This window comes from Arthrobacter sp. CAN_C5 (assembly GCF_017875735.1).
GTDB lineage: Bacteria > Actinomycetota > Actinomycetes > Actinomycetales > Micrococcaceae > Arthrobacter_D.
In genome coordinates this window covers 1,110,506-1,126,657 of the sequence record NZ_JAGGMZ010000001.1, presented here as the reverse complement: position 1 = coordinate 1,126,657, position 16,152 = coordinate 1,110,506, and the positions used below count along the sequence as shown (strand labels likewise).

Genomic DNA, 16,152 nt, shown 5'->3' with positions numbered 1-16,152 from the left:
CCCACGATGCCAACCCCACCAGTGCCCGCTGTCCTGCCCCTCACCGGTCATCGCCCGGTGGTGCCTGACGACGACGAGGCGCGCCGGTGGCTGGTCGACGAACTGGCCAAAGGGCCCTATCAGGAGGCTGAGCCGAACATCATTGAGCGGCTCATCGCCGCCATCCTCGAGTGGTTGGGCTCGCTTCTCGCGGGACTACGGCCGCTGGAGGCTGGTCCAGGCACACTGCTGCTCGCCCTGGGTGCGGCGATTGTCATTGCGGCGGCCGTCTGGTTGGTCCGTCCGCGCCTCAATGCCCGGCGCAAGGTGGACGGGGTCGGGGTGTTCGCCGGTGATACCGTGCGCACCGCGCTCGAACACCGACAACTCGCAGACAGCGCTGCCTCCTCGAAGAATTGGGACACCGCGCTGACCGAGCGGCTCCGCGCCGTGATCCGATCGGCTGAGGAACGGGGAATCGTCGACAGCCAGCCCGGTCGCACTGCAGGCGAAACCGCTGTGCAACTCCGGGCTGCGTTCGGCCCGACAGCTGAGGAAACCAGCTGGCTCGCCAACCGGTTCAACGAGGTCCACTACGGCAGCCAGGCTGCCGATGCGTCGGACTACCAGCGCGCCACCGCCATCGATGATCTGCTGACCGCCACCCCTCCCGCCCTGCAACGGCACACACCCGAACTGATGGCGCCCCGCTGATGATTGAGCAGGAAACTCACGACGTCGCGCCCGAGGTTCTGGGCGACGGCGGCAGCGCCGCCCGGACCGCTGGCACCCGGTTCCGTCGGCTCGCCCCCTGGCTGGCCCTCGGGCTCCTCCTGGTCCTGGTTGTGGTGCTCGGATTCTTCGGCCGGTCGGGGCAGGACGGAGCCGCCCTCTCGCCGGTCAACCCTGCACCGTCCGGTGCGATGGCACTCGCCGAGGTCCTCGCCGACCGCGGCGTCGAGGTAGTACAGGCCGAATCCCTGCAAGCCGCCGAGGACGCTCTCAGCAACGAAGCCACCCTCTTACTCCACGACCCCGACTCCTGGTTGAGCGCCGACCAGCTGGGACAGCTCAGCGGAGTCGCCGACCGGCTGGTCCTCATCGAACCCACCACCATCATGCTGTCCGAGCTTGCCCCCACCATTCGTCAGGCAGGCTTGATCCCCGCGGCCGAGGCGGACGGGGCGCTTCCGGCGGCCTGCCAGGTGACGGATGCCACCGCTGCCGCTGCCATCACGGCCGGAGGCTTCGCCTACCGGGGGGACCTGATCTGTTTCCCACCGGCCTCGGCCCAGGGTGGTCCGCCGTCGGGATCCTATGCCGCAACGGCAGGGCAGGACATCGTGGCGCTGGGCAACGGCGCCATCCTCAGCAACGAGTCAATCGACCGGGAAGGGAATGCGGCGCTGGCGCTACGTACCCTGGGCAATAACCCGGTGCTCGTCTGGTACCAGCCCACCCCCGCGGACCTCGCCCCGGCCGATGCACTGGTCGACCCGCTGAACCTGTTGCCCGAATGGGTGAACCCGGTGATGCTCTGGCTCCTCGCCACGGGGCTGCTGGCAGTGCTGTGGCGTGGGCGGAGGCTGGGTCCGCTGGTGACCGAGCCCCTGCCCGTGGTGGTTCGTGCCGCCGAGACCGCCGAAGGACGGGCCCGCCTTTACCAGGATTCCTCCTCACTGGATCGCGCAGCCGCAAATCTGCGTGCCGCTACCCTCCTCCGTCTTGCCTCACGGCTCCGCCTGCCAGCGACCAGTTCGGTGGCCGAGGTGGTGGACGCGGCCGCGCGGCACTCGGGCCGGACTCCCGCGGATCTTGACAGGCTGCTCCGCACCGATGCACCCGCCTCCAACGCGCACCTGGTGCGTTGGAGCCAAGACCTTGACTCCCTAGAGAAAGAGATCGACGCGAGATGAGCCACCAGTTCCCCAACCACCACGACTCACCGGTTGCAACCGACGGGCGGGCCCCGGAGCGCCAGGCCCTGCTGAATGTGCGTGCCGAGGTGGCCAAGGTGATCGTCGGCCAGGACGCCGCAGTGACCGGGATGCTGATTGCCCTCCTGGCCAACGGTCACGTCCTGCTGGAGGGGGTACCCGGTGTCGCAAAAACCCTGCTGGTCCGGACCCTTTCGGCGGCCCTCAGCCTGGACACGAAGCGCGTACAGTTCACCCCCGACCTCATGCCCGGTGACGTTACCGGCTCCCTGATCTACGAGGCCCAGAACTCGAAGTTCACCTTCCGCGAGGGACCAGTGTTCACGAATATCCTGCTGGCCGACGAAATCAACCGGACGCCTCCCAAAACCCAGGCATCGCTGCTCGAAGCCATGGAGGAACGCCAGGTGTCGGTGGACGGGGTGTCGCGTGCCCTGCCCGATCCGTTCATCGTCGCCGCTACCCAGAACCCGGTGGAATACGAGGGAACCTATCCGCTGCCGGAGGCCCAGCTGGACCGTTTTCTGTTGAAGCTCACCCTGTCGGTGCCAGACCGGGACGACGAGATCGAGGTGATCCGCCGTCACAGCATAGGATTCGACCCCCGGCAGCTCGCGGCAGCACGGGTCAGCGCCGTCGCCTCCGCAACGGACCTGGCGAGTGCCCGCCGGTCGGTGGCAGCCGTGGCGATCGCCCCCGAGGTGATCGCCTACATTGTGGACGTGGTGCGGGCCACCCGCACCGCCCCATCCTTCCAGCTGGGGGTGTCTCCCCGGGGTGCCACTGCCCTGCTGAACACCGCCCGGGCGTGGGCCTGGCTTTCGGGACGGACATTCGTCACCCCCGACGACGTCAAGGCGCTCACCCTCCCTGCGTTGCGGCACCGTGTGTCGATGCGCCCCGAGGCACTGATGGACGGCGTCGAAGTGGACGACGTCCTGATGAGTATCCTCGCTACCGTTCCCGTCCCCCGCTAAGGTTCCGGCCCGCATGAGCATTACTGGACGTTTCGTCCTCCTGGCGTTCCTCGGAACGCTTCCCGTCGCGCTGTACCCCGGCGCGACCTCGATCCTGCTCTGGACGGCCTGCCTCCTGGGCGCCGCGGCCCTTGACCTGGCGCTCGCAGCATCACCCCGGCGGCAAGGGCTCAGCCGGTCGCTGCCGGACACGGTCCGCCTCACCGAGGCCTGCACCAGTGTCCTCACGGTCCGCAACTACTCACGCCGTCCGCTGCACGCGCAAGTCCGCGAGGGATGGCAGCCGTCGGCCGGCGCCATCAACCCTGTACAGCGGATATCGGTACCCGTGGGAGAGTCACGGCAGGTACAGGTCCGGATGCTTCCGGAACGCCGGGGCCACCTGCGGGTGGAGCAGGTGACGATTCGCAGCTTCGGTCCGCTGGGACTCACGGCCAGGCAGCTCAGCATCCCAGCCCCTGGGTTGCTCCGTGTCCTCCCCCCGTTCCACTCCAAACGCCACCTACCCTCCAAACTGCGCCGGCTCCGGGAACTCGACGGCCGCGCCGCGGTCCAGATCCGCGGTGCCGGAACCGAATTCGACTCGCTGCGGGACTATGTGAGGGGCGACGACGTCCGCTCCATCGACTGGCGCGCCACCGCCCGCCGCCGTGAGACGGTGGTGCGCACCTGGCGCCCTGAACGTGACCGGCGGGTGGTGATTGTTCTTGATACGTCCCGCACGTCCGCCGCCCGGATCAACGACGAGCCCCGGTTGGACACGTCGATGGAGGCCGCGCTGCTCCTGGCCGTGCTGGCCCAGCGTGGAGGTGACCGGGTAGATTTCCTCGCGTTTGACCGTCGTCCCCGCGCCCGGGTGGCCTCGGCGGCGAAGGGGAACCTCCTGAACTCCCTGGTCAAGGCCATGGCCCCCCTGGAAGCCGAACTGATCGAAGCGGACTGGTCACGGATTCCCTCCCATGTGCGCGCTATTTCGTCCCACCGCTCCCTGGTTGTCTTGCTGACCTCCCTCGATTCCGGGTCGGTGGAGGAGGGACTTCTCCCCGTCCTGGCGGAGCTCACGTCCCAGCACGTGGTGGTGGTTGCCTCGGTCCGCGACCCGCGGCTGGACGAAATGCGAGCGGAGCGCCAGTCAGCCTCCGATGTGTACCGGGCGGCCGCCGCGGAGCGCGCCCTGCTGGACCGGGCAGCGGTGAAATCACAGTTCCGCCAGCTCGGGACCGAGGTCGTCGACGCTCCCCCGCACGAGTTGCCTCCCCAACTGGCCGACATGTACATCCGGCTCAAGGCGGCGGGCCGGCTGTGACGACGCCACCCGTCGGCGTCGACTATTCCCAGACGGCCCGCCGCCAGCCATGGTCTGCCCTGCCTGCTGCTGTCCAGCACCGTTTCGCAGCCGGGCTCGGCGCTCCAGTGGATTCAGCGCCACTGGCCGGTGGCGGTTTCACCAACGGTTTTGCGGCGGTGCTTACCGGCGGGAACCGACGGGTTTTCGCCAAGGCAGCCCCTGCTACCGATCACCTCATTTTCGCTGCCTATGTCCGGGAGGCTGAGGTCCTCGCCGCACTCCCGGCCAATTTGCCGTTCCCGTTACTGCACTTTGCGGAACTGATCCCCGCTGCCGGAACCCAGTGGCAACTGCTCTGCTTTGAGGCTATTGACGGCTCTATGCCGGGGCAGCCCTGGACCGCCACCGATCTGGGGGCCGTCCACCGGTCATTGCTGACGGTTCAGTCCGGTCTTCAGGAGTTACCGGCCGAGTTCTCCGGTGGTTCGATGGTCGACGACTTCTTTGGCGCTGACTCCCCGACCGGCGTGTCCGACTGTTGGCTGGTCAATGATCGGCTCCCCTCCTATCTGTCCCCCCTTACCCCTCAGCAGATGGGGGAGCTTCAGGACCTGACCCTGCTCGGCCGCGACGCACTGGTGGGCGACGCAGTGCTGCACAATGATCTCCGGGCTGACAACATTCTGATCCGTTCCAACCCCAGGAGCACCACCGAACCCGTTGCGCTCTTTTGTGACTGGAACTTCCTGTCCACCGGCCCGGCGTGGGCGGACTGGGTGGCGCTGCTGGTGTATCCGCGCCACGCCGGGATCGACGTCGGTCCCTGGGTCACCGAGTCACCGCTGAGTGCAGACGCCGACCCCGACCATATTGATGCCTGGCTGGCGGTCCTTGCCGCCTACATGGTGACCAGTGGATCCCAACCGGACCTGGCCACCAGTCCCTTCCTGCGCACCCACCAACGATTTACCGCACGCATCCTGATCGACTGGATCAGCGAACGACGACACTGGGAGTTCTAACATGCAATCCATCTACCAGCGCGCTTTGGGCACTGACTTTGACCGGCTCCAGCCGGAACTGCAGGCATATTTCAGCCTCCACTCCGACGCGGGAAAGGCCGGCGTGGGCAGCGGCACCTTTGAGGTGGCGGGCTGCCCGGCCTGGTTCGCTCGACCCGTTTTCCGGCTGGCGGCTGCGGAGAACTCGTTCTTCCCCGAATACGGGACCGATGTACCGTTCACGATCGTCAATTACCCGCATACGGATCCATTCGGCAGGTCTTCGCTGACCGCCCGGCGTGTGCTGCACTTTCCCGGGGTCGACCGCGTTTTCGAGGACACCACCTCCGAGGAGGACGGTCAGTTGCTCGACTACGTGGGGGCACACCGGCTGACGCTCACCGACCTCACCTGCTCCGTCACCGCTGAGGGTCGGATGCGGATGGTCTCCAACCGGACCCGCGTGTTTGCCGGCCCGGCGCGGTTGGCTGTACCCGATGTTGTCGGCGCCGTGGCCTACATGGAGCAGTGGTGGGATGAGGCGACGGGCAGGTTCAGGATCCAGACCCGGGTGGTGCAGCGGCAACTGGGTACCCTCCTGGTCTACGCGGGGGCCTTCGACTACCACCTGATCGACTTTGACGGGGTGCTGCCCGCCGAGGCCGAACCGAGGCGCTGGGAACGGCGCAGCTAGTTCCCCGCCATCTCCTGGTTCAGGGCGTCGGCGGTCTGGGTCAGCCGGCTCAGGATGGTCCCGGCCGCCGACGGGGAAACGCTCTCGAGCCCCGCATCAGGCGTCAGCCGCAACTGCGCCAACCGGCTGACGGGCAGGCCAAGTTGACGCCACGGGGTGAGGACGGAAGCGGCGAGCGTCGCGACTCTCCGCGGTCGGCGGGGATCCGGAACAATGCCCGCCCACAATTCGCCGTCGGCTTCGAGATGTCCCGCGAGCTGCTCCCACTGCGCCATGGTCAGCCCCGCCAGCGGGACCGCCACCGCACTGAGGGTGCTCATGCCGAGAACGTCCAGGGGCGCACGGTCGGCTGGGAAGGACACGGTCACGGTGGCTGCCCCGGCGGCGCGCACCGCCTCCGCGATCGCATCCCAGGCGTCCGACACTTCCTGGTCCGGCACCGCGCGCAGGGTTCGGTACCCGCTCGCCGTCGGGATCCCGCCCGCGAGGATGTCGGCGATCTCGGGTTCGTCCAGTTGCAGGTGAACCCTGGTCCCCGGGGCCAGGGTTTGGACCCTGCTGATCGTCTCCGCCGCCCCAAGGGTCAGGGAGTCCCTGATCTCCCGGCGGGCACCATGGTCGAGCAGCGCACGTTCGCCGCTGTGCAGGTGGAGGTTGGCAGCCACGGACAGCGGACCCCGGAGGTGGATCTTCAGCGCCGGTGCCGGGTGGGACTCGGCGCCGATCAGATCACCGAGCACGTTCAGGTCGGTCGAGAGTGCGGACACCGCGCGTCGGTGGTCCTTCCCGGGCCGGTCAACGAGTCGCCAGCCGTGGGGCTGCAGATCGACCGGCAGCTCCACCAGGATGGCGGCGGTGCGTCCGACCGCGTCGCTACCGACTCCGCGGTGGGGCAGGGAGACCAGGTGGGGTAGATGGGGGTCGCCCAGTTCGCCTCGGACCACGCGGGTCGCCTCCAGCGGGTCGGTTCCCGGCCAGTCGCCGAGCGCCGTTGCGGTGACCTGTGGGGCGTCAGGCGCCACTGGTGCCCTCCGCTGGCCGACGGTTCTCGGACAGCGCCTGATGGTGCCGGATCACCTCGGAAATGATGAAGTTGAGGAACTTCTCGGCGAAGGCCGGGTCGAGGTTGGCCTCCTCAGCGAGCGCCCGGAGCCGCGTGATCTGGGACGCTTCCCGGTCCGGGTCACCGGCTGGCAGCTGGTGTTCGGCTTTGAGGACCCCGACCCGCTGGGTGGCCTTGAACCGTTCGGCGAGGAGATAAACGAGTGTCGCATCAATGTTGTCGATGCTGCTCCGCACCGACAACAGTTCCGCCATTACCTCTGGTTGTACCTGCCCGGCCAGCGAGCTCGCCGCCGGGTCGTAGCTGCTGGTCGATTCAGTCATGACCCAAGTCAAGCACCAGGTGCGGACCACCGACTAATCCGGCGACGACACAATCAGTGGGCGGATTGCAGCTCCGGGCGTTCCAGGGACCGGGCGGAGTCGAGGGTCGCCTGGCCCAGGACCCGGGTGCCCTGGTACAGCACCACCGTCTGGCCGGGTGCCACGCCTCGCATCGGTTCGTTCAGGCGGACCACGAGTTCGGCCTGCCCGTCGGCGTCGTCCTCCATCCAGGCCACCGCGTCCACAGGGTCGCCGTGAGCACGGACCTGCGCCATGCAGTCGAACTCTCCGCCGTTCACGACGGCGTCGATTGGCAGCCCTGCCCAGGAGACCTTGATCCCCCGGAGCTGATCGACGGCCAGCATCCGTTCAGGACCGACCACCACCTTGTTCTCCTTGGGCCGGATCTCCAGCACGAAGCGCGGCTTGCCGTCGTCCGCGGGGGTTCCGAGCTTCAGGCCACGGCGCTGTCCCACGGTGAAAGCGTTGGCGCCCGGGTGGGTTCCCACCTGCTCACCGTCGGTGTCCACGATGGCTCCCTCGGTCATCTCAATCCGCTCGGCGAGCCAGCCTCTGGTGTCGCCGTCGGGGATGAAACAGATGTCGTGACTGTCGGGCTTGTTCGCCACCGACAGCCCGCGGCGTTCCGCCTCGGCCCTGACCTCGGCCTTGGACGGCGTTTCGGCGAGCGGAAACATCGAGTGCTTCAGCTGCTCGTGCGTGAGGACACCCAGCACGTAGGACTGGTCCTTGGCCCAATCAGCTGCCCGGTGCAGCTCGCGGTTGCCGTCGCCGTCCTCGATCACCTTCGCGTAGTGGCCGGTGCAGACGGCGTCGAAGCCCAGCGCCAGCGCCTTCTCCAGCAGCGCGGCGAACTTGATTCGTTCGTTGCAGCGCATGCAGGGGTTGGGGGTGCGGCCCGCCGCGTATTCGGCAATGAAGTCGTCAACAACGTCTTCCTTGAACCGCTCGGAGAAGTCCCACACGTAGTAGGGGATCCCGAGGATGTCACAGGCACGCCAGGCATCCCGGGAATCCTCGATGGTGCAGCATCCCCGGCTGCCGGTGCGGAGGGTTCCGGGCATCCGGGACAGCGCCAGGTGGACCCCGACGACGTCGTGCCCCGCCTCAACGGCGCGTGCTGCGGCGACGGCGGAGTCCACTCCGCCGCTCATTGCTGCGAGTACCTTCATGAATATTCCTTCACAATCGAAATCCTGTGCCAGCTGTCTGGATGCTTGACGCGTGGGATGCCATCCCGGCCTGGCGGGCCCGTTGGTAGGCCTCGGGTAAGGCCGTACCAAGAGCATCAACGTCCGCGGCGGTCGAGGTATGCCCCAGGGAGAAACGTTGGGCTCCCCTGGCCTCCGCTTCGGAGAGCCCCATTGCCAGCAAAACGTGCGACGGTCGGGGGACACCGGCGGTGCAGGCCGACCCGGTGGAGCTCTCCACCCCTGCCAGGTCCAGGAGGAACAAGAGCGAGTCCCCCTCGCAGCCGGGGAAGGTGAAATGGGCGTTGCCGGGGAGTCTTTGGGTGCGATGCCCCCTTAGTACGGCGTCAGGCACCGCTGCCTCGACAACGCTGATCAGCCGATCCCGGAGGGCGGCGATGCGGTCGGATTCCCCGGTGAGGTCGGCGGTCACATAGGAGGCTGCGGCCGCGAACGCCGAGATGCCAGCGGCGTCGAGGGTCCCTGACCGGATGTCCCGCTCCTGCCCGCCGCCGTGCTGCACCGGGGTGAGCTTCACTGCCCGCCCGACGTATAGGGCGCCGACGCCGACCGGACCACCAATCTTGTGGGCGCTGACAGCCATTGTGGCCAGACCAGACTCGGCGAACGACACCGGGAGGGAGCCGAAGGCCTGGACGGCATCGGAGTGGACGGGGATGCCGTGCGCAGCCGCCGCCTCGGTGATGAGCCGGATCGGCTGGACTGCACCAACCTCGTTGTTCGCCCACATGACGGTAATCAGGGCGATCGACGCTGGGTCGTCGTCGAGCTCGCCCTGCAGAGCGTCAAGCGAAACGATCCCGTCGGCACCCACGGGCAGCCAGGTGACGACGGCGCCCTCGTGCCGGGCCAGCCACTCGACGGTGTCCTGGACAGCCGGGTGTTCGATTGTCGAGCACAGGATCCTGCGTCGGCGCGGGTCGGCTGACCTGCGGGCCCAGTACAGGCCCTTCACTGCAAGGTTGTCCGCCTCGGTGCCGCCCGAGGTGAAGATGACCTCCGACGGGTGCGCTCCGGCCGCGGCAGCGAGGGTTTCGCGGGAGTCCTCAACGACCCTGCGGGCACGGCGGCCTGAGCCGTGCAGCGACGAGGGGTTGCCGCTACGGCTAAGTTCTGTGGTGAGTGCGGCGAGCGCGGGCGCCGAGAGGGGCGTGGTCGCCGCGTGGTCAAGATACACGGGCATCGGTCAATTCTAGCCGTTTCGGCCCCACACTTCACGTCGGGTCCGGGAACCGGCAATCGCCTGTGCCACCGGGTGACCGCGCTACCGGATCACCAGCCCCAGCGCCTCGGCAATCGTCATGGCCTGCGCGACGTCGATCACCGCACCCCGGAACTGCACATTTTCCATTGACAGCTCACCCAGCTCGCTGCCCCGAAGATCCGTGTCCCGCAGCCGGGCTCCGGACCACTCCACGTTGGATAACCGGCAATTCCGCAGGACGGCCCGGTTGAGGTTGGCTCCGGTAAAGTCGGCCTCGGTCAGTGCCACCTCGTTGAATTCGGCCGAGGAGAGGTCGGCCCTCACCAGCGAGACATAGGACCAGTTGCCGCCGGTGACCTTCAGCGGCACCAGTGAGGAGTTGCTGAAGATGCTGCCGGTCAGCCGGCAGCCAACAAAGGTGGAATCGAAGAAGCTGCAGGATTCGAAGCGGCAGCCATCGAACGCTCCCTCCGTGTGAGTCGAGACATTGAATTTGACGTTGCGAAACACGCAATTACTGAAAGTTGACCCTGCGGTGCGTACCTCGGTGAAGTCGCAGTCAATGAACGTCGCCCCGGCATAGTCTTCCCGGTCGAGTACTTTCCCATACCAATCCTCGCCACTGATCACCATCCCTACGATGCTACCGAACCCATCGGCCTCCTCCGCCGTTGAGAGAGGAGCAGGCATTTGGTTGGTGGCTACGGATACGTCTACAGTCTTGCCCTGATGCGCAAGCCGCACCGAAGATGAAAGGCACCCATGGCGACACCGTCCGACCGGTCCTACTACGCCGTGCTCGGGCTGTCACGGGACGCCACCGCCAAACAGGTGAAGGACGCCTACCGCCGGGCGGCCCGGTCGACGCACCCGGATGCGGGAGGCAGCGCAGAGCAGTTCCACGACGTGGCTGTCGCCTACGAGACCCTCGCGGACCCCGAACGACGCCGTCGCTACGATCAGGGGCTCGGCGGCAGCGCCGCAGGCCGGGACAAGCCGGCTCCGCGCCCGCCCTCCCGGGCATCATCCACCACGCCCAGCGCCCAGGCGGCCGACGACGAGGCCTACCAGCGACCGGCCGTCTACGAGCCCCCCTTCTCCCCCCAACAGCCACCGGTGATCCCCCTCACCCTTGCGGGCCGCCAGGTGCATGGCACCGCCCGGCAACCCGGATTCCTGGCGCGGCTCGGGTCCAACAGCGGCTCACGGTACGACGGCGAACGCCGCACCTCGGCATTGCTGGAGCACCGTTTCCTTGACAGCTTCCCCGCGGCGCGATTGGTCAACGGGCTGCGTTTTGGGGATGATGCTGGCACCGAAGCTTCTCACGCGGTGCTGGCCGGCTACCGGCTGGCGGTCATCGACTCACTGCTCGCCCCTCCGGGCAACTACCGGTGGGACGGCGCGGCCCTGCGCCGCAACGGCAAGATCGCTGGAGATGTGCGCATCATCGAATCCGTCCGGCGCGTGCAGGATCTCTTCCCCGAGTGCAACGTCCAGGCGTGGCTCGTGCTGCACGGCGGGGACGGCAACCCGTTCGAGCCGATCGTTGATTACCCACCGTCGTTGGACAAGTCAGCGCTGACAGCAGTCCATGTGGCCAACCCTGGAACGCTCCTGCGGGAGCTCCGGAAGTTTCTGGGCGGCGGGCCCCAGCCGTATGTGGTGCAGCTACCGGCGCTGGGCCGGTTGTTGAAGTACGCCGAGCGCTAGGATTGAGACGTGTTCCGTATCCTTTTCTATACTCCCGAGATCCCCGGCAATACGGGCAACGCCATCCGCCTCGCTGCGGTGACGGGCGCCGAGTTGCACCTGGTGGAACCCCTTGGCTTCACCTTTGAGGATGCGAAGCTCCGCCGCGCGGGCCTCGACTACCACGATCTCGCGGTGCTCCGCGTGCATCGGGACCTGGAGACTGCCTGGCAGGAACTCGCCCCTGAGCGGGTGTTCGCCTTCACCGCGGAGGGTGAAATCTCCTACGCCGATATTACCTATCAGGCGTCCGACGTCCTGTTGTTCGGGCCCGAGTCGGTGGGCCTACCCGCGGACGTCAAACACGATCCCCGGGTCACGGCCCGGGTCAGGTTGCCCATGCTCCCCACCCGTCGGTCACTCAACCTCGCCAATTCGGCGTCAATTGTTCTCTATGAGGCCTGGCGGCAGCACAGCTTTAGCGGCGCTGGCAGCTGATCCTCACACCCACAAGGAGCCACCATGCCACCACGCCATGCCGAAGATGTGTCTGAGACCGGCGCCGAGGACTTTGAACGTCTCGCCCCCGCCCTGTGGAACCCCATGGGGAACGCCGTTGCGGCGGCAGCAGACATTGACCTCGGTGACCGGGTGCTCGACGTCTACTGCGGTAGTGGTGCAAGCACCATCCCGGCCGCCCAGTTCGCCGGTCCGGATTCAGTGGTTGACGCCCTCGACCCATCGTCGTCCCTGCTGGACCTGGCGCGGGCAAAGGCCGAGGCAATGAACCTCACGCAGATCAGGTTCGACACCGCCGAACTCGCCGGGTGGACCGCTGAAACCCCCTACGATGTGGTGCTGTGCTGCTACGGACTGCCCCGCTTTCCCGACATGGCTGTCGCCACCACCGAGCTGGCCGGCGTGCTGCGCCCCGGCGGACGGATTGCGCTGAGCACCTGGGACACGGGCGCCCACTCCGAGTTCCGCCAGATTCTGCAGGAAGCCTGCTCAGCCGAGGTCCCCGCCGAGGGTGAAGCCCTACTGGAGCGGGAGCTGGCCAACATGGAACAGTTGGCCTCCACCGAGCGGCTGGGCGAGTGGTTGCTCGCCCATGGGTTCAGCACCGCAGGGGTGGACTCGGTGCCCCTCGAGGTGCCCCTCGACGCGGACTCGGCCTGGTCGCTCGTGAATGGCTCGCTGTTCCGCCACCTCCTCCCACAGGATCCCACGGCAACTCAGCGGATCCGGAGCGGATTCCTTGACCGGTTGGGAACCAGTTATGTGCTCGATGCACGTTCCCTCGTGGCCGTCGCCGAAACCGCCGAATAGCACGGCGGCAGATCTGCTGCTGGGCCCTCCCATCCCCCGCGGCGTCAGCTCCGAATAATTGATGACAGCAAATGCTGATCCGCCTGGGCGGGGTAGTTAACGTCCCGGGCGATGACAGCGACTGTCCTCGGACACAGGATCAGGACGGTGGGACGGATGAGCAGGTACGCGGGGGGCACGATCGAGTTGCACCGCACCAGGCCGTCGCCTGTTCGGAATCGTAGACCGGGCGCTTTATGCTTGGAGAATATGGAAACTCCACGAGCCAGCAGAACCACCTCAGCAGGTTCATCAGCGAGTGGATTCGCCGCTGAACCCACCATGGCCACCCTCACCGATCTTCTGCTGCGGGTGGCTGCCAAAGATCAGCAGGCGTTCGCCGCGTTCTATGCGCAGACCTCGCGCCGTGTGTATGGTCTGGCCCGCCGGGTTCTGATCGACCCGGAACTTAGCGAGGACACCACCCAGGAGGTGTACCTCCAGGTCTGGAACATCGCCGACCAGTTCCGGCCTGAGATGGGATCACCCATGGCGTGGCTGATGACCCTCACCCACCGGCGGGCCGTGGACAAGGTCCGGTCGGAGCAGAGCTCAACCGACCGGGAGGCCCGCTACGGTGCGGCAATGCAGGAGATCGATCACGACAATGTCGTGGACACGGTCACCCAGCGTCTCGAAGCGGAGACCGTCGTGAAATGCCTTGAGACGCTCACCGACACCCAGCAGGAGTCAGTGAAACTCGCCTACTACGGGGGCCTGACCTACCGTGAAGTCGCCGAAAAACTTGGCGTTGCCGTACCAACCATCAAATCGAGGATCCGTGACGGATTGCTTCGACTGAGAACCTGTTTGGGGGTGAACTGAGATGCAGGACAACTCAATGTGTGACGAATCAACCGCGGACCTTCGGCAAGATCTGGAGGGCGGCCGCGCACTCGAATGGGCTGAACTGTACGCCCTGGACGCGCTCAGCGATCCCGAACGGACGGTCCTTGAGGCGCACGTGTCAGCTGCCGCCGACGCGCAGCGCAAAGCTTTCAACGACCGTGTCAGCTCGACCAGGGAAACCCTGGCCCGGGCTTACGTGGTGGACGACGTCGAGCCGCCCGCCGCATTGTTCGACCGTATCCTTGCCCAGCTGCCCGCCAGCATGGCCACCCCGGGAGCATCCGATGCCCCACGGGCCGCAGCGAAAACCTCAGGCACCACCGATGACCTGGCCTCCCGCCGGGAGTCGAGGCAGCGCCGATCCCGGCCCATGGGACGCTGGCTGGTTGCTGCTGCGGCAGCCGTGGTGATCGCGGTCGGTGGAGTCAGCGTCGTGCAGAACCTTCAGCAGACCTCCGTGGAGCAGGAGGTGCTGCAGGCACAGGACCTCCAGTCGGGGACGTTCACCATTCCCGCCGGGGGCACCGCCGAGCTCAGGCTGTCCCGCGCCGAGGACGCAGCAGTGATCACGCTGAAAAAGGTCCCCGCTCCCCCGGCAGGAAAGGTGTACCAGATGTGGCGGGTACCCACCGATGGCTCTGCCCCGGTGTCTATCAGCACCATGACCGGCGAGGACGTCGAGGATTCGTTGGTGACCACCGTCGAGGGGATCGGCTCGTCAATGGGGTTCGCGATCACGGTCGAACCTGATGGCGGGTCCGAACAGCCCACCCTTCCGCTGGTCGCTGAGATTCCGTTCGAAGCCTGAGTCGAGCCTGTTCCGCGCCGGTGGCTAGAAGCCGGCGATGGTCTGGTCTGAGTTAACCGGAACCACGTGGAAGACCTCGGCGCTGCGTCCCGCGGCCAATCCTCCGCGCGCAGCGTTGGCTTGGAGCATTCCGCGGACCACTTCGTCCATCCGCCCAGCGTCCGGGTGCTGGCTGCTGTGGAAATGCAGGGCGCGCAGCTTGTCCTCCACCTTTTCGGTGATGTCCACAAAGTGGTTTTCCAACTGTGTCGGGCCTGCGTAGAACCATAGCCAGGACACCCGGTGGCTTGCCAGGCCTGCCGCCTCCAGCTCGGGGAAGGCATAGGGATTCTCTGCGGCGGGATACACCGCCCGGGTCACCGCTTCGCCGCAGGCGAGGTGGTCCGGGTGACTCTTCTGGATCCGGTCCCAGTTTCGTTCAGGGTGCATGGACAGGACGACGTCGGGACGAACCCGTCGAATGACCTCAACCACCCGCCTGATGACGTCGGTCGTTGGTTCGAGGTATCCGTCCCGTTCCCCCAGGTAATGGATGTCTTGGACACCAACCTCCCGGGCCGCAGCAATCTGCTCGCTGCGGCGCAGTTCGACCATGGTGTCCCGCTGTGCCGCGTCGAAACCACCGGCGTCGCCGTCGGTCATGATGCAGTAGTGGACCTGCACTCCCGCAGCCGTCCATTGCGCCACCGTGCCGGCAGCACCGAAGTCGATGTCGTCGGGGTGGGCCGCGAAACACAGGACGCTGGTGATCAGGTGGCGGTCCGGGTCGAAGATGGCTGACACGACGATCAGGACCTACGTTTGATAATCTCAGCCGTGGCCTGCGGCAGCACAGTGAAAAGGTCGCCGACGACCCCGAAGTCAGCAATCTCGAACACCGGGGAATCTGCGTCCTTGTTGACGGCGATGATTACCTTCGCGGTCTGCATGCCCGCCTTCTGCTGAATAGCACCCGAAATACCCGCCGAAATGTAGAGCTGCGGCGACACCGTCTTCCCCGTCTGGCCAATCTGCGCCGAATGTTCGATCCAGCCCGCATCGGTGGCCGCACGGGAGGCTCCGACGGCCCCGCCGAGTGCGTCGGCGAGTTCCTCCACCGGGGTGAAGTCCCCGTCCACTCCACGCCCACCGGCCACGATGACCCGGGCCTCGGTCAGCTCGGGGCGCCCGCTGGCGGCCTTCGCGGTGCGCCCTGTGATCCGTGCTGCGCGGGCTGGAATGACCGAGTCGACGGTGACCATCTCGGGGGCCCCGCCGTCGCCCGCGGGTGCGACCTCCACGATGTTCGCCTTGACCGTGATCAGCGGCGTTCCAGTGGTGACTTTCGCCTCGACCGCGTACGAACCGGCCAGCACCGACTTGGTAACGGTCAGGTCCGCACCGATCGCGACAGCATCGGTGATCACGCCTGACGTCAGCTGGACACCGGCACGCGCGGCGATCTCCTTGGCTTCGGAGCTGTTGCCCAGGAGGACGGCCGACGGTGAACTCGCCCGGACAGTCGCCGTCAGGAACGCGGCCTTCCCTGCAACGAGGAACTCCGCGACATCGGGCGAAGCGGGCCGGTAAATGGTTTCCACACCCCGCGCGCCCAGTTCCTGCGAGATCTCGTCATTGAGGTCACCGAGGAAGGCGACTGCTGCGCCGCCAAGACGCGCAGCGATGGTGAGGAGTTCCCGATGGCTCTTGTGCAGGGCTTCGCCGGGCTGGTCAATCAGTACTAGAACGGTGGCCATT

Annotated in this window: 18 protein-coding genes; 11 read left to right on the top strand and 7 right to left on the bottom strand. The window is 66.7% G+C overall.

The window, feature by feature from the left end:
• Positions 1–6: 6 nt before the first annotated feature.
• Genes H4V95_RS05400 through H4V95_RS05375 form a run of 6 tightly spaced genes read left to right on the top strand, consistent with a single transcriptional unit; the run spans position 7 to position 5,876 of the window.
• Complete coding sequence (locus tag H4V95_RS05400) at positions 7–693, top strand: DUF4129 domain-containing protein (RefSeq protein ID WP_209729169.1); 687 nt, start codon at positions 7–9, stop codon at positions 691–693.
• Entirely contained in the window at positions 693–1,895 is a 1,203-nt protein-coding gene (locus H4V95_RS05395) for a DUF4350 domain-containing protein (protein ID WP_209729167.1), read from the top strand. The genes H4V95_RS05400 and H4V95_RS05395 overlap by 1 nt, the downstream gene beginning before the upstream one ends.
• Positions 1,892–2,893, top strand: coding sequence for a MoxR family ATPase (locus H4V95_RS05390; protein WP_209729165.1), 1,002 nt, complete (start codon positions 1,892–1,894; stop codon positions 2,891–2,893). The genes H4V95_RS05395 and H4V95_RS05390 overlap by 4 nt, the downstream gene beginning before the upstream one ends.
• Before the next feature lie 13 nt (positions 2,894–2,906).
• Entirely contained in the window at positions 2,907–4,199 is a 1,293-nt protein-coding gene (locus H4V95_RS05385; RefSeq protein WP_209729163.1) for a DUF58 domain-containing protein, read from the top strand.
• The gene (locus H4V95_RS05380) at positions 4,196–5,203 is read left to right on the top strand and encodes a phosphotransferase (protein WP_209729160.1); all 1,008 of its coding nucleotides are present in this window, start codon (positions 4,196–4,198) and stop codon (positions 5,201–5,203) included. The genes H4V95_RS05385 and H4V95_RS05380 overlap by 4 nt, the downstream gene beginning before the upstream one ends.
• A 1-nt stretch (position 5,204) precedes the next feature.
• Positions 5,205–5,876: a DUF4166 domain-containing protein gene (locus H4V95_RS05375; RefSeq protein ID WP_196865669.1), complete on the top strand. Its 672-nt coding sequence runs from the start codon at positions 5,205–5,207 to the stop codon at positions 5,874–5,876.
• On the opposite strand, the gene H4V95_RS05370 is transcribed toward H4V95_RS05375, so the two are convergent.
• From H4V95_RS05370 to H4V95_RS05350, 5 genes are all read right to left on the bottom strand, one after another.
• Positions 5,873–6,898 (bottom strand): hypothetical protein, encoded by a 1,026-nt coding sequence (locus H4V95_RS05370; RefSeq protein ID WP_209729158.1) that lies wholly within the window; start codon positions 6,896–6,898, stop codon positions 5,873–5,875. The genes H4V95_RS05375 and H4V95_RS05370 overlap by 4 nt on opposite strands.
• Complete coding sequence (locus H4V95_RS05365) at positions 6,888–7,262, bottom strand: chorismate mutase (protein WP_196865667.1); 375 nt, start codon at positions 7,260–7,262, stop codon at positions 6,888–6,890. Before H4V95_RS05365 ends, H4V95_RS05370 begins: the two co-directional genes overlap by 11 nt.
• A gap of 53 nt (positions 7,263–7,315) precedes the next feature.
• Positions 7,316–8,455, bottom strand: a complete 1,140-nt coding sequence (gene mnmA, locus H4V95_RS05360; RefSeq protein ID WP_196865666.1) for a tRNA 2-thiouridine(34) synthase MnmA — start codon at positions 8,453–8,455, stop codon at positions 7,316–7,318.
• A 10-nt stretch (positions 8,456–8,465) separates the two neighbouring features.
• Positions 8,466–9,677 (bottom strand): cysteine desulfurase family protein, encoded by a 1,212-nt coding sequence (locus H4V95_RS05355; protein ID WP_209729156.1) that lies wholly within the window; start codon positions 9,675–9,677, stop codon positions 8,466–8,468.
• An 81-nt stretch (positions 9,678–9,758) separates the two neighbouring features.
• The gene (locus H4V95_RS05350) at positions 9,759–10,388 is read right to left on the bottom strand and encodes a pentapeptide repeat-containing protein (RefSeq protein ID WP_209729154.1); all 630 of its coding nucleotides are present in this window, start codon (positions 10,386–10,388) and stop codon (positions 9,759–9,761) included.
• Positions 10,389–10,460: 72 nt separating this feature from the next.
• On the opposite strand from H4V95_RS05350, the gene H4V95_RS05345 reads away from it, so the two are divergent.
• From H4V95_RS05345 to H4V95_RS05325, 5 genes are all read left to right on the top strand, one after another.
• Complete coding sequence (locus H4V95_RS05345; RefSeq protein WP_209729152.1) at positions 10,461–11,411, top strand: J domain-containing protein; 951 nt, start codon at positions 10,461–10,463, stop codon at positions 11,409–11,411.
• A 9-nt stretch (positions 11,412–11,420) separates the two neighbouring features.
• Positions 11,421–11,888, top strand: coding sequence for a tRNA (cytidine(34)-2'-O)-methyltransferase (locus H4V95_RS05340; RefSeq protein ID WP_209729150.1), 468 nt, complete (start codon positions 11,421–11,423; stop codon positions 11,886–11,888).
• A gap of 24 nt (positions 11,889–11,912) precedes the next feature.
• Positions 11,913–12,719 carry a class I SAM-dependent methyltransferase gene (locus H4V95_RS05335; RefSeq protein ID WP_209729148.1) on the top strand — a complete coding sequence of 269 codons (807 nt, stop codon included), beginning with the start codon at positions 11,913–11,915 and terminating at the stop codon, positions 12,717–12,719.
• A 249-nt stretch (positions 12,720–12,968) separates the two neighbouring features.
• The gene (sigK, locus tag H4V95_RS05330) at positions 12,969–13,583 is read left to right on the top strand and encodes an ECF RNA polymerase sigma factor SigK (protein ID WP_281064516.1); all 615 of its coding nucleotides are present in this window, start codon (positions 12,969–12,971) and stop codon (positions 13,581–13,583) included.
• 16 nt (positions 13,584–13,599) lie between these two features.
• Complete coding sequence (locus H4V95_RS05325; protein WP_245345579.1) at positions 13,600–14,415, top strand: anti-sigma factor; 816 nt, start codon at positions 13,600–13,602, stop codon at positions 14,413–14,415.
• Positions 14,416–14,439: 24 nt separating this feature from the next.
• Here H4V95_RS05325 and H4V95_RS05320 read toward each other — a convergent pair whose 3' ends face one another.
• A complete protein-coding gene (locus H4V95_RS05320; RefSeq protein WP_209729144.1) occupies positions 14,440–15,198 on the bottom strand; it encodes a PIG-L deacetylase family protein in 759 nt (252 codons plus the stop codon).
• 5 nt (positions 15,199–15,203) lie between these two features.
• A complete protein-coding gene (locus H4V95_RS05315; RefSeq protein WP_209729142.1) occupies positions 15,204–16,151 on the bottom strand; it encodes an electron transfer flavoprotein subunit alpha/FixB family protein in 948 nt (315 codons plus the stop codon).
• Position 16,152: the final 1 nt, after the last annotated feature.